This is a genomic window from Clostridium sp. DL1XJH146 (assembly GCF_054819755.1).
The window spans coordinates 12,138-24,865 of the sequence record NZ_JBTVVN010000014.1 but is presented as its reverse complement, the minus strand read 5'-3'; the positions used below and the strand labels follow the sequence as shown (position 1 = coordinate 24,865).

General features: G+C 29.5%; 14 protein-coding genes and 1 pseudogene. 11 read left to right on the top strand and 4 right to left on the bottom strand.

What is annotated here, in order from left to right; all coding sequences use genetic code 11:
• Positions 1–251 precede the first annotated feature (251 nt).
• The 3 genes from ACVHXK_RS08630 to ACVHXK_RS08620 all read left to right on the top strand — a co-directional run bounded on the left by ACVHXK_RS08630 (position 252) and on the right by ACVHXK_RS08620 (position 1,366).
• Positions 252–578: a PAS domain-containing protein gene (locus ACVHXK_RS08630; protein WP_461205979.1), complete on the top strand. Its 327-nt coding sequence runs from the start codon at positions 252–254 to the stop codon at positions 576–578.
• A gap of 93 nt (positions 579–671) precedes the next feature.
• A complete protein-coding gene (locus ACVHXK_RS08625) occupies positions 672–971 on the top strand; it encodes a PAS domain S-box protein (protein WP_461205978.1) in 300 nt (99 codons plus the stop codon).
• A gap of 20 nt (positions 972–991) precedes the next feature.
• Positions 992–1,366 carry an EAL domain-containing protein gene (locus tag ACVHXK_RS08620; protein WP_461206034.1) on the top strand — a complete coding sequence of 125 codons (375 nt, stop codon included), beginning with the start codon at positions 992–994 and terminating at the stop codon, positions 1,364–1,366.
• An 80-nt stretch (positions 1,367–1,446) separates the two neighbouring features.
• Here ACVHXK_RS08620 and ACVHXK_RS08615 read toward each other — a convergent pair whose 3' ends face one another.
• On the bottom strand, positions 1,447–1,623 hold the full coding sequence (locus ACVHXK_RS08615) for an IclR family transcriptional regulator domain-containing protein (RefSeq protein WP_461205977.1): 177 nt from the start codon (positions 1,621–1,623) through the stop codon (positions 1,447–1,449).
• Positions 1,624–2,096: 473 nt separating this feature from the next.
• Between ACVHXK_RS08615 and ACVHXK_RS08610 the strand changes: the two genes are divergently transcribed.
• Positions 2,097–3,764 (top strand): SulP family inorganic anion transporter, encoded by a 1,668-nt coding sequence (locus tag ACVHXK_RS08610; RefSeq protein WP_461205976.1) that lies wholly within the window; start codon positions 2,097–2,099, stop codon positions 3,762–3,764.
• 90 nt (positions 3,765–3,854) lie between these two features.
• Positions 3,855–4,292 carry a DMT family transporter gene (locus ACVHXK_RS08605; protein ID WP_461205975.1) on the top strand — a complete coding sequence of 146 codons (438 nt, stop codon included), beginning with the start codon at positions 3,855–3,857 and terminating at the stop codon, positions 4,290–4,292.
• Positions 4,293–4,371: 79 nt separating this feature from the next.
• Here ACVHXK_RS08605 and ACVHXK_RS08600 read toward each other — a convergent pair whose 3' ends face one another.
• The gene (locus ACVHXK_RS08600) at positions 4,372–5,055 is read right to left on the bottom strand and encodes a hypothetical protein (RefSeq protein WP_461205974.1); all 684 of its coding nucleotides are present in this window, start codon (positions 5,053–5,055) and stop codon (positions 4,372–4,374) included.
• 203 nt (positions 5,056–5,258) lie between these two features.
• Between ACVHXK_RS08600 and tpx the strand changes: the two genes are divergently transcribed.
• Together tpx and ACVHXK_RS08590 are read left to right on the top strand one after the other, a co-directional pair.
• On the top strand, positions 5,259–5,768 hold the full coding sequence (gene tpx, locus ACVHXK_RS08595; protein WP_461205973.1) for a thiol peroxidase: 510 nt from the start codon (positions 5,259–5,261) through the stop codon (positions 5,766–5,768).
• 232 nt (positions 5,769–6,000) lie between these two features.
• On the top strand, positions 6,001–7,452 hold the full coding sequence (locus ACVHXK_RS08590; protein ID WP_461205972.1) for a leucyl aminopeptidase: 1,452 nt from the start codon (positions 6,001–6,003) through the stop codon (positions 7,450–7,452).
• Between the two features lie 209 nt (positions 7,453–7,661).
• On the opposite strand, the gene ACVHXK_RS08585 is transcribed toward ACVHXK_RS08590, so the two are convergent.
• Both ACVHXK_RS08585 and ACVHXK_RS08580 read right to left on the bottom strand, forming a co-directional pair.
• Positions 7,662–8,390, bottom strand: a complete 729-nt coding sequence (locus ACVHXK_RS08585; protein ID WP_461205971.1) for a YaaA family protein — start codon at positions 8,388–8,390, stop codon at positions 7,662–7,664.
• A gap of 405 nt (positions 8,391–8,795) precedes the next feature.
• Positions 8,796–8,861, bottom strand: a pseudogene (locus ACVHXK_RS08580) (helix-turn-helix domain-containing protein); the annotation flags it as partial.
• 107 nt (positions 8,862–8,968) lie between these two features.
• Between ACVHXK_RS08580 and ACVHXK_RS08575 the strand changes: the two are divergent.
• From ACVHXK_RS08575 to ACVHXK_RS08560, 4 genes are read left to right on the top strand one after another with little or no spacing between them, the layout of a single operon-like run.
• On the top strand, positions 8,969–9,610 hold the full coding sequence (locus tag ACVHXK_RS08575; RefSeq protein WP_461205970.1) for a TetR/AcrR family transcriptional regulator: 642 nt from the start codon (positions 8,969–8,971) through the stop codon (positions 9,608–9,610).
• 13 nt (positions 9,611–9,623) lie between these two features.
• Positions 9,624–10,478, top strand: a complete 855-nt coding sequence (locus ACVHXK_RS08570) for an ABC transporter ATP-binding protein (protein ID WP_461205969.1) — start codon at positions 9,624–9,626, stop codon at positions 10,476–10,478.
• Between the two features lies 1 nt (position 10,479).
• Positions 10,480–11,514, top strand: coding sequence for an ABC transporter permease (locus tag ACVHXK_RS08565; protein ID WP_461205968.1), 1,035 nt, complete (start codon positions 10,480–10,482; stop codon positions 11,512–11,514).
• 11 nt (positions 11,515–11,525) lie between these two features.
• Entirely contained in the window at positions 11,526–12,527 is a 1,002-nt protein-coding gene (locus ACVHXK_RS08560; protein WP_461205967.1) for an ABC transporter permease, read from the top strand.
• Positions 12,528–12,728 lie beyond the last annotated feature (201 nt).

Here is a 12,728-nt window from a genome sequence, read left to right as displayed (position 1 = left end):
TTGTGAATATACTTGAATTAAAGATTACATAAAAATAACATATAGAAGAAAATAGAAATAATATAATTATGTAAACAAAATGTAAATTTATATACTAAAAAGTCAAAAATAGAAATTGATACCATAATGTTTATATGATAGCATTAATTTAAATAAAAATTATATTAAACAAACTAATTTTAAAACACGTTACCGTATTAAAAGTCTATTAACTTGCAAGTAAATACGTATTCAAGAAAGTGAGATAATGAATGAAAATTGTAAATATAATACTTAATCATATAAATAAATACTTTTATAAAAACAAAATATTGTTTGATGAAATTTTTGAGTATCATAAATTTGTTATGTTAATTATTGATCCTAAAACAGGATATATAATAAATGCAAATCAAAAGGCTTTATTATTTTATGGATATTCAAAAGAAGAATTTTATAAAATGAAAATTCAGGATATAAATATTTTGGATCATAATCAAGTAAATGAAGAAATGAGAAAAGCAAAAGAAGAAAAGAGAAACTTTCTTTACTTTAGTCTTAAATTAGCTAATAGAGAAATACGAGATGTTGAGGTTTAGAGCACATCAATAAATCTTAAAGGTAACGAATTTCTTCATTCTATCATTTTTGATGTTACAGAGAATAGACTTAACAAAACCTATTTTAATCAAATGTTTATGAAAACTCCAATGGCAACAGTAATTTTAGATAATGGTAATAATATAGTAGATTTAAATAGTAGCTTTACGAAATTATTAGAATTTAATAAAAAAGATGTAGTTGGAAAAAATCTTAAATCTGTAATAGTAAATAAAAAATTGCTAGAAGATGATGTTGAAGATACCCTAAACAAAATAAAGGAAGGAATTTTAGTAACTAAAAGAAGTAAGAGGATAAGTAAAGGTGGAAAAGTATTAGATGTAGAAATCACATCTTTTCCTTTAATTAATTATGATCTGTTGTTCAATTAAAACAAGAAAAATATTCGCAGATAGTAAAAAATATTCTATATGATACAAAACTTGATTCGCAATATTCGGAATTGGAAATAACAGAAAGCATTTCTATGGTTAATTTTAAAAGCATAAAAAATACATTGAAAGAAATTAATGCTTTAGGAGTGGCAGTAGTTATGGACGATTTTGGTACAGGATATTCTTCGTTAGCAGAACTTAGTAATATGAATGTGTTAAAATTAAAAATTGATAAAAGTTTCATAAATGGTATTTCAAGTAAGTTTAATAGTCAACAAATAACAAAGGCTATTATTGCAGTGGCTAAAAGTTTAGATATCAAAGTTTTTGCTGAGGGAATTGAAACTAAAGAGCAATTGAAATATTTAAACCCATTGATTCTGAATCTATAAAGAAAATACTCAGTTAACTGTTAGTATTATAAGTTCACTATTAGTTAATTTATTTCAAAGTATTATTCACTATAACCTAGTCATTTTGATATTTCTATACCAATTTTTGAAATATGCTGTGCAACGGGTATGATTTTTTCATCAGGTAGTTGTTCTAAGGTGCCGCTAACACTTATGGCAGCAATCATTTCTCCTCTAAAGTCATATATTGGAGCGCCAATACAACGCTGCCCTAGTGTATATTTTTGGTCATCCATTTCTCAGCCTTGGGCTCGTACTTTTCGTAAGTGTTTTTTTAGTGCAGTAAGGCTAGTTATTATATTTGAAGTAAATGTTTCAAGTCAGTGCAAAGTAGTTCAATTATATCAAGAGTTCTATCGATTACTTGTACATTTTTATTATTATTATTATTTTCTGTCACAGTTCATCTTCTCCTTGAAATAGTTTTTTTCAGTTCAGAATTGATTGTATATATAATGAGTAGTCTATTTATATATGAGGATTTATACATTACAAATCGAATTTAGTATATATAATCAGAAGTGCCACAGTAAAACATTATCATAAATCAATCAGAAGAAATAATTATAAGTAGTGAATATGGTTGATAGAATAGAAAAAATATAGTAAAATAATGTGGTTGTTGTTTGCTAAAAGAGCAATATTTTACTATTATTAGCAATTTAGTACGCAAACAGCATAATATGACTTTATTGAAAGAAGTGAGTTTTTGTCAAAATTACAACCAAAATTATTTACTACGCTGAAAGATTATTCAAAGGAACAGTTTTTTAAAGATGTAACTGCAGGTATAATTGTTGCAATCATTGCTTTGCCATTATCAATTGCACTAGCTATTGCTTCAGGTGTATCGCCAGAGAAGGGATTATATACTGCAATAATCGCTGGATTTATTATTTCCTTGCTAGGGGGAAGTCGTGTGCAAATAGGTGGACCAACGGGTGCATTTATGGTTATTGTATACGGAATTGTAACAGAATTTGGTATAGAGGGACTGACTATAGCTACTATTCTAGCAGGATTAATTATGATAGTAATGGGTTTACTCAAGTTTGGTCAAATTATTAAATTTATACCTTATCCTATCACTACTGGGTTTACAACAGGTATTGCACTAACTATTTTTTCCTCTCAGATAAAAGATTTTTTGGGACTAAAAACAGGAGATGTACCAGTGGAATTTATAGGCAAATGGAAACTTTATATTGGAGCTATGGATACATTAAGTGTACAAACTACTGGTATAGGAATTTTAGCGCTACTTATCATTATACTTTGGCCTAAGATAAATAGAAAGATACCAGGTGCTTTAATAGCGTTAATTGTTACATCTGTTATTGTTAAACTTTTGGGTCTTGATGTTCCTACAATTGGAACAAAATTTGGTGAGTTATCTTCAGCTCTGCCAAGTATAAGTATTCCAAATGTTACTTTAGAAAAAGTTAAATTGTTGTTAGCGCCTGCTTTTACTATTGCAATTCTTGGTTCAATTGAATCTTTATTGTCTGCAGTAGTATCAGATGGTATGATAGGTGCAAAGCATAGGTCCAATATGGAACTTGTGGCACAAGGTGTGGCAAATATGGCTTCTGGATTATTCGGAGGGATACCAGCTACTGGTGCTATTGCAAGAACCGCTGCAAATGTTAAAAATGGTGGACGTACTCCTATAGCAGGGATGGTACATGCTGTAACAATTTTATTAATAATGGTGCTTTTTATGCCTCTTGCTAAAATGATTCCTTTATCAGCTCTAGCCGCAGTTTTAATAATTGTTTCATTTAATATGGTTGAGTGGGATGAGTTTGAAGCTTTGTTTAAATCACCTAAAAGTGATGTTATTGTTTTATTAGTTACTTTCGCAATTACTGTTTTAATCGACTTGGTAAAAGCAATTGAAATTGGGATAGTGCTTGCTTCATTCTTATTTATGAAAAGAATGGCCGATGTTTCAAGCGTTTCTATGACAAATATGGATGCTTCTGAAGATAATGATGATGGAAAAGATTTTGATTTTATAAAAGAGAGTAATAAAATCAAAACAGCAGATAATGTTCAAATTTATGAAATAAATGGGCCATTTTTCTTTGGTGCTGCAGATAAATTTATAGAAGCAACTAGCCAAATAGGATTGAAAACTAATACTTTAATAATTAGAATGAGAAATGTTCCTGCAATGGATGCAACAGCTCTACATGCTTTTAAGAGAATTGTTTTTATGTGCAGACGAAGACATATTAAAATTGTGATTTCGGGGATTAATGAACAACCGTTAAAAGTATTGAAAAAAGCAGAACTTGTAGATGTAATCGGAGAAGAAAATTTCTTTGCAGAAGTTGAGGGAGCTATTAAATATACTGAAATAAATCTTTCATAAGTATATTTAGACATAATTTATACAGAATTGATAAATTGTTTGAATTTATAATTTGGATATGATTTTTTATAAATGTGGGGGTACTTTTTTATGAATAAAGGAGTTGCAATACTTTTAGCTATTGTTTGTGGTGTTTGTGCAGGATTACAACCACCTATCAATGCAGGATTAGGTAAAGTTATAAATTCTAAGAATGCAACACTCTTAAGTATTAGTGTAAGCTTCATAATTATATTAACTATAGTGTTATCTAGTGGGAATGTGAAGGAAGTTTCAAAAGCAACTAGTATTTCTCCTATATACTGGATTGGAGGTATACTAGGAGTTAGTATGGTATTTATTTCACTAAAAATAATTCCAATTTTGGGTGCAACGGTTACTTATTCAGTGATTGTATCAATTCAATTAATTATAGGCGCAATAATTAATCAGCTAGGATTATTTGGTGTAACGAAAACACCAATGACGTTAACTCAATTAGGAGGTATAGGCTTTCTTCTTATAGGAGTTAAATTGATCTTAAATTAATTCATAAAACAGGACAACTTCAGAAATCAAAGTTGTCCTGTTTTTTTTGTATACCTTATGCAAAATAAATTTTGTGTTTTTATATTGCTATTTCTTCATATGAAATTGGTGATTGGTTCATTTCTTTATATGCAACCCAAACGATCCATAAATATGCACAAGTTTTAGGAATCATTAGCATACCTAGTAAAGGTATTGTTGAAGCAAATAAAACAACAGGAATATAGAACAAGAAAGACAAAACTACTGAAATACCAATTTGAAGAAAAACTTTATCATTATTAGAAAGAGATTGTTTCAAAATAATTGTTACTATGATAATACCCATTATAATGAATGGTATGTTTCTGTAGATACCCCAACTATATGATGAATTAAGGCTTGTCCATTGGTTTTGTGGAAATAAGCACAAAGCTATTCGTGTGAAAGCAAGTAAATAAATCGTAAAATCTAATAGTTTAGATTTGTTCTTTTGAAATCTGCTTTTATATAAATCGTATAAGATTAAATAAAAGATTGTCATAGTAATTGAAGTTATTAGTTTACCTATACCAAGAGCTAAGGTGTAGGCTTCAGGTTCATTAGTTAATAAAGAATACATTCTTGGAATTAAGTGAAAAGCATCACCAAAGCCTAGGATAAGTGCCATAATTCCAAATTTTTTTATATAAGAATTTTTACCTTTTTTAATCATTTGAATACCTAAAGTAATAACTAGCACAAGATAAGTTATATCAAATAGTGGTTCGAATATTCGTTGCATAAGTTCCTCCTTAGTTTATAATTAATAATCTTTATTTAATAATAACATAATTCCATTAAAAATAAAACGATTAATAAAAAATTAAGAAAATGTTAATAATAAAATTATCTTATTTATTTGTGTTGACAAGAAAATAAAAAAAGAGTATCATGATAATAAATATTAAATGATAATAAATATTGATTATATAGGAGGGAATTACAATGGAAAAAAGAAATAATGTTGTAACACTTGGGGGAAATGCAGTTACTTTACTAGGGACGGAAATTAAAGTTGGAGATAAAGCACCTAATTTTACTGTTTTAGATAATAATTCTAAGCCTGTTACATTAGAAGATGCAAGGGAAAAGAAATTAATCATAAGTGTAGTTCCGTCTGTTGACACACCAGTTTGTGCAGCTCAAACAAGAAGATTTAATGTAGAGGCAGCTAAACTAGAGGGAGTAGAAGTATATACTATAAGTGTGGATTTACCTTTTGCACTTTCTAGATATTGTGCAGCAGAAGGTATAGATAAAGTAAAAACTCTATCAGATCATAAAGATTTGTCTTTTGGCGAGGGATATGGATTTGTTATTGAAGAAGCAAGACTTTTATCAAGAGGCATAGTAATTGTAGACGAAGAAGGAATAGTTAGATATGTTGAATATGTAAAAGAAGTTAGTGACTATCCGGATTATGATAAGGCATTAGAAGCAGTAAATAATTTATAATATTTATGGGAAACTAGAGAAGGTGCATTATGTAATCTTCTCTTTTTCTATATATGTTTTAAAGAGTTATTGATTTATATGGTACTGTTTTATTAATGGAAGCATTTTTTATTAGATTTAAGTATAATGATATAAATTGGACAAGTATTGGGAAAAGCTAGGCAATAATAATATAGTAATGTATAATAGTAAAGAGATTTAGACATTATTATTAGAATAAAAGGAGAATATAATGGATATTTTATTGAAGAATGAATTAGATACATCTAAATATGAAGGTTTAATTATTCCTATGAATGAAGAGGAATTAATATTAGAAGGAATTAAATTGCCTTTAGAGCAACTTAAAGCGTCAAAAAGATTTGAAGGTAAAATGGGTAATTTATATAAAATGACTTTACAACAAGAAAACACACTTTTAGAGGTTGTACTTGTTGGCTTAGGTAAAAAAGGTGAGATTAAGTATAGAAAATTATTAAATAAATTAGCAGATGCTTATAGAATGATTAAGAAGCAAAAGGTGTCTACTGTAGCAATTACTTTAAATAATAGTAATCTTCAGGTAGATGAATTATTAGTTAGAGCAACTGTTGAAGCAGTAATTATGGGTGATTATAAATTTGATACTTATTTGTCTAAGAAAGAAGAAAAAGATGATGTCAAAGTAGATTTAATATTGTCAGGGTATGAGAAGTTTAAAGGAATAATTAACGAAGCAACTATAATAGCAGAGTCTAATGTTATTTCAAGAGACTTAGTTAATGAACCGGCAAATGTTGTTACTCCAGTAACCCTTGCTCAAAGAGTAGTAAAATTAGGTAGTGATAAAGGTTTTGAAGTGGAAGTATTAGGCAAAGAGCAGATTACAGCTTTAGGCATGGAAGCTTATTTAGCGGTTTCTAAAGCATCTCCTATAGAACCTCAATTCATAATTATGCGTTATAAGGGTGACACTGATAGTGAAGATGTTCTAGGTTATGTTGGGAAAGGATTAACTTACGATGCAGGTGGTTTATCAATTAAACCTACATCCGGTATGGTAACTATGAAATCTGATATGGGTGGCGCCGCAGCGGTTATTGGAGCTATGTCTGCCATTGCCCAAAATAAACTTAAGAAGAATGTAACTGCAGTAGTAGCTGCTTGTGAAAATGTAATAGATGGATATGGATATAAACCAGGGGATATAATTAATTCTATGGGTGGCAAAACAATTTTTATCGGAAATACTGATGCTGAAGGTCGATTAACTTTGATAGATGCTATGCATTATATCGTTACTAAGGAAAATGTAAGTAAAGTTGTTGATGTTGCTACATTAACAGGGGCAGCACTCCATTGTACTGGAGATGCAGCATCACCAGCTATTAGTAATGATGATTCATTTTTTAATTCTGTGAATGAAAGCTTTGCTAAAAGTGGTGAGCAGATTTGGAGAATGCCAATTTTTGATGAATACAAAGAGCTAATAAAACATAAAGAAGCAGATTTAACTAATACAGCTGGAAGACCAGGTACAATTACAGCAGGACTATTTATTGGTGAATTCAATGGTGACCTTCCATGGGTGCATATTGATATTGCCGGAACAAGTTGGGCTGAAAAAAATGATGGTATATTCTCAAAAGGCGGTACAGGAGAAGGAGCAAGATCTCTATATTATTTAGCTAAAGAAAAATTTTAATAAGATATAGAAATGAGGTAGCCCATATGGACTACCTCATTTTATGTAATTTAACTAAATATGTTATTGTTTTGGGTATATATTTTTCATATACTTTTGATACATTTCTTCATAAGTTGCGATAATTGTACCAGCTTCAAAGCCAACTACAACTCCATCTATATATTTTTGATTTTCTTTTTCAAATTTTCTACTCTATTAAAATTTAACTAACGTGTAAATATAAACTCTTTGTTATTTGAAAGTTCTTCATTGAAGACATAATTCATAGCAGAGAGGTTTTTTATATCCTTGATTTTAGATACATTTTTTGTTGTCATTTCACGTAGAAATTGTCCTCTTGCCATTTTGGCAAAAGTTCCGATAGTTTTATATTTGTTATCTTTATAATCTTTAAAATCTATTTTTATATAGGGCTTATTCAATTTTTGTATATCAATAAGTTTTCGATATTCAGAAGAAGCTAAATCAATTATATAATCACATTCTTGATTATTAATATATTGATTAATGTAGGGTTTCCATTGTTTTGACAGATTGACTATATGGGGAGCAAGTGAATTGTTCAAATCAAGTCTATATGGAGTAATAGCTTCTTTTGCTTCCACAATTCCATACAAAGCTGAAAATATCATAAGGTGATTATTAATATAATCCTTTTCTTCTTTTTTTAATGTTGAGTAATTTAGATTTTTAAATACGGCTCCATTAAAAAGTTCAATTGACTTATAATATTTTTTTTCTCTGTTAGCTTTTATGGCTTCAAGTGCTATCTTATCGCTACATTTATATAAAGTCTTTAAGGAGTCGAAATCCAAGTTTATTAAAGTACTATATAAATTGTCAGTTAAGGGATTTATATTTTCTTTATGTATATAATCTGTAGAATCTATTGACGAATAATTCATAGTTTTACTAGGACTTATTATGATTTTCATACTATTTATACCTCACATTTTCAATAGAAATTATATTTAATTATATGAAATAATTATAACGTTTTAGGTTATGTTTTACAATATAGTCTGAAAGATATAATAGGATGTCCTAGAGTTTACATTTTAATGTTTTAAAAATGAAATTTAATGTGGAAGAATGGATTGATTTTATTTAGTTGGGTTTAATTAGTGGATATTTTTGAACTAGAGAGTTTAGAAGATTTGGAAAAATATTTTTAAAATTGGAATTCTAAAAAAATTAGCCTTATAATGATAAACTCACTTCATTATACACGTTAAAATAACAAGTGGTCCAGAAGGTCACTTCTTAAAAGCACCTATCTTAAAAGCACCTATACTAATTAATGAATTATAATTTATTAACTAGTATAGGTGTTTTTGCATTTAATCATCAACATATTCCAAAATATCCCCAGGTTGACATTCTAATGTTTTGCAAATGGTATCTAATGTAGATTATATTGACATGAAACCGTATATATTATACAATGTGACTATAAGGTCATGTGACTTTGAGGTCATATAAATAACGAGTTATAAGAAAGGAGGGTGATAAAATGCCAAAAGATACTTTTTTCAATTTAGACCAAGAAAAAAGGTCAATGATTGAAAGAGTTGCTATAGATGAATTTGCTGAATACGGCTATGATATAGCAAGTGTTAATCGAATTATAAAAGAATGTAGAATAGCTAAGGGAAGTTTTTATCAATATTTTGAGGATAAATTAGACCTTTTTAAATACTTAATGCAGAGAATGGCTGAAGAAAAAATAAAATATATATCAGACGTTATGAAAAACCCTAGTGAGGTTGATTTTTTTACATTAATAAGAGAGTTGTATTTGTCAGGTTTGAGATTTGCTCATGCCAATTCAAAACTAGTTACAATAGGCAATAGAATTCTTAAAGATAAAGATAATCCTGTTTACAAAGAAATTATGGGAGAAAATATGACTAATGCTTATGGTGTTTTTGAAGGGTTATTAAAACAAGCAATAGCAAAAGGTGAAATTCGAGAAGATATTGATGTTAAGTTTGTGAGTTATATAATATCTTCAATGAATGTAGCTACATTAGAGTATTATCAAGATATTTGTATAGATGATAGTGTAGAGAATGAAAAGTGGGATGAAGGTATAATGGAAACGGTTAATAAGTTTTTAGAATTTGTGAAGTATGGAATAAAGGCTTCAAACTAAGGGGGTAATGTTAATGATTAAAGTAGAAGGATTATATCACTCTTACACGAAAGATGAGAATTACTCAGTTAAAAATGCAAATTTTGAGGTTTCAAAAGGTGAGGTGTTCGGTTTTCTTGGTCCATCAGGTGCAGGTAAGTCAACTACACAAGGTGTTCTAACAGGATTATTGCAATTACAAAAGGGAAATGTAACCGTTGCAGGATATGATGTTAGAAAGAAAAATCGTAAAATGTTTAATAAAATAGGGGTATCTTTTGAACAATCTAATGTATATGGAAAATTAACTGCTCTTGAAAATTTAGAATTTTACCGTAAGCTTTTTGATGTAGATACAGTAGATCCAAAAGAATTACTTAAACTTGTAGGGTTAGAACAAGTAGGAGATAAGAAAGCAGGAGAGTTCTCAAAAGGGATGAAGCATAGACTTACTTTTGTCCGCAGTATGCTTAATAATCCTGAATTATGGTTTTTAGATGAGCCAACAACAGGACTTGATCCGGCTATTGCAAGTGGGATTAAAGAAATTGTTAAAGAGAAGAAAAAACTAGGAACTACAGTATTTTTAACAACACACAATATGTTTGTAGCAGATGCACTTTGTGATAGGGTTGCTTTCATTATTGATGGGGAAATTAAACTCATTGATTCACCTCGTAATTTAAAACTTCAATATGGTGAGAAATTAGTTGAGGTTGAATATAGAGAAGGCGAAATATTGAAAAAAGAATCTTTATCATTAATAGTTGAAAAAGAACGTTTGAAACTAAATGATATTATAAATAGCGGAAATATTGAGCTTATGCATACAAAAGAGGCTACTTTAGAAGAAATCTTTATTAAGGTCACAGGTAGGGGGCTTAAATAATATGAAACTCTTATATAACTTCCTTAAAGATATGAAATTATCCATGAAAAGTTTTTACTTTTATGTGGAAATAGGCTTCGCACTTATTATAGTCGCAGTTTTGCTTTTAGTTGTACCTGAGAATTTTGACAAGTCAATGGAGGTATATACTAGTATTGAAATTGAAGGAGCCCTAGGAGACACGGTTAAAGAAGCATTAAATGAAAGCGATGATGAATTCATTATATTAGAAACAAATGAAGAGGTGCTTGAAAAAGTTGAAGATGAAAAAAGTAGCGTAGGGTTAAACATATCACAAGAGAATGGCAAAGTTATTTATGACTTTGTACTTCAAGGATATGAGGATGAAAAGTTTAGAAATATTTTAGAGACTTCAATTCAAGCAGCATTTGCAAAGGAAGTACCTGGATATGAAGATGTTACTACAATTACAACCTTGGAGGATAATTCAGAGAAACTAAGTGATCGTTTGAATATATTGCCTGTTATTTTAACATTAAATGCAGCTTTTATGGGATTATTTATAATAGCCTCTTATATTTTTTTAGATAAGGAAGAGGGAACAATTCGTGCACTTGCAGTAACACCTAGTAGTATGTGGCAGTATTTACTGGGAAAAGTAGGGGTAATTATGGTATCAGGTATTATATCGGGATTTATAATTTTGCTTCCAATTGCAGGCCTGAAGGCACATTATTTCCACTTTACATTACTGTTAATTGCGACTAACTTATTTGGGTCAGCTGTAGGACTATTTATTGCAAGTTTCTTTGATAATATGACTAAAGCTATGGGATGGCTATATATGAGTATTATAATACTAGGATTTGCTTCAGTTTCCTATTATATGCCAGCTTTTTCACCACTTGTTATTAGAATATTACCATCTTATCCAATGCTTTTTGCTTTTAGAGAGACAATGCTTGATAGTCCAGATATAGGGCTTATTTATACTAATGTAATTGGTTTTGGTTTAGCGGCAGTTGTTATTTTTATACTAGCCAATCAACGATTTAAGAAAACATTAACGGTATAGGAGGTGACAATATGATAAAGAGAATATTTGCAATTATGCTTCGTGATTTGAAAAGTGGTACTAGAGATTTTCTGATTATCTATATTATGCTTGCCCCGTTCTTGTTGGCTTTTATTTTAAATGCCCTTATACCAAGTGCAGGTTCAGCCACTATTAATATAGCAGTTGATGATACTGTAAGTACGACGATGATTACTTATTTAGAGGAATATGGAAAGATAGAGATTCTTGATAATAGAGAAAACATTGAAACACGTGTAACTAAAATGGATGATGTTTTTGGATTAGTTAAAACAGAGCAAGGCTATGAAGTTATTAATCAAGGGAATGAAACTGAAGGCGGAGCCCAGATGTTACAATTTATAGTAGATTCCTATGAAAACAAAGATTTGGAATTGCCTATAGAAGTGAAAATTTCAGATATAGGTAAGACATTATCGCCACTTAAACAATATGGAGCTAATTTCCTAATAATATTTGGATCTGTATTTGGTGGTATGATAATTTTGCTTGCTTTGGTAGAAGAAAAAATGGAGAATACCCTTGCTGCTGTAAATGTAGCGGCAATATCTAAAACGGAATTTGTAATTGGAAAAGGGTTGCTTGGATTCATTGTCCCTATAATAGGAACGGTAGGTACCCTTTGGATACTAGGATTTAACGATTTGAATATTGGAATGACAATGGTGACAGTAATTAGTATAGCAATTATTAGTGTGATTATTGGTTTTGGAGTTGGTGTTGTAAATAAAGAGCCAATTGGAGCAATTGCTAGTATGAAGATGGTTTTTATACCAATTATGGCCTCTGTATTTGGTGGAATATTCTTAGCTGATAAATGGCATTTCTTATTATATTGGTCTCCATTCTATTGGGCCTATAGATCTATTGATGCCATAATTTTAAAAGAGGCTACTTGGAATACTATCTTATTAAATTCTGGGTTGATTCTTGGACTTACAGCTATTGTATTTTTGTTGTTGAGTAAGAGAATTAGAAATGGACTGAACTAATTATAAGAGCAATGCACAATGCACAATGCACAATGCACAATTGAGGAGGATTTTGCTGCGCAAAATCTTTAATTTAAATAAAGATTTTCTGAGTAAAGGGGAAGAAAATAATCATTAATTGCAAATTATAAAAAAAGAATAACTTATATAATAATAAAACTAGTTTATTCAAGCAATTCTTTAGAATAGAATCAAAAAAAG

Coding starts and splice junctions, on each gene's coding strand:
- ACVHXK_RS08585 (WP_461205971.1), bottom strand. CDS start 8,390: ATGAAAATCATAATAAGTCCTAGTAAAACTATGAATTATTCGTCAATA.
- ACVHXK_RS08575 (WP_461205970.1), top strand. CDS start 8,969: ATGCCAAAAGATACTTTTTTCAATTTAGACCAAGAAAAAAGGTCAATG.
- ACVHXK_RS08630 (WP_461205979.1), top strand. CDS start 252: ATGAAAATTGTAAATATAATACTTAATCATATAAATAAATACTTTTAT.
- ACVHXK_RS08565 (WP_461205968.1), top strand. CDS start 10,480: ATGAAACTCTTATATAACTTCCTTAAAGATATGAAATTATCCATGAAA.
- ACVHXK_RS08605 (WP_461205975.1), top strand. CDS start 3,855: ATGAATAAAGGAGTTGCAATACTTTTAGCTATTGTTTGTGGTGTTTGT.
- ACVHXK_RS08560 (WP_461205967.1), top strand. CDS start 11,526: ATGATAAAGAGAATATTTGCAATTATGCTTCGTGATTTGAAAAGTGGT.
- tpx (WP_461205973.1), top strand. CDS start 5,259: ATGGAAAAAAGAAATAATGTTGTAACACTTGGGGGAAATGCAGTTACT.
- ACVHXK_RS08615 (WP_461205977.1), bottom strand. CDS start 1,623: ATGGATGACCAAAAATATACACTAGGGCAGCGTTGTATTGGCGCTCCA.
- ACVHXK_RS08570 (WP_461205969.1), top strand. CDS start 9,624: ATGATTAAAGTAGAAGGATTATATCACTCTTACACGAAAGATGAGAAT.
- ACVHXK_RS08600 (WP_461205974.1), bottom strand. CDS start 5,055: ATGCAACGAATATTCGAACCACTATTTGATATAACTTATCTTGTGCTA.
- ACVHXK_RS08590 (WP_461205972.1), top strand. CDS start 6,001: ATGGATATTTTATTGAAGAATGAATTAGATACATCTAAATATGAAGGT.
- ACVHXK_RS08625 (WP_461205978.1), top strand. CDS start 672: ATGTTTATGAAAACTCCAATGGCAACAGTAATTTTAGATAATGGTAAT.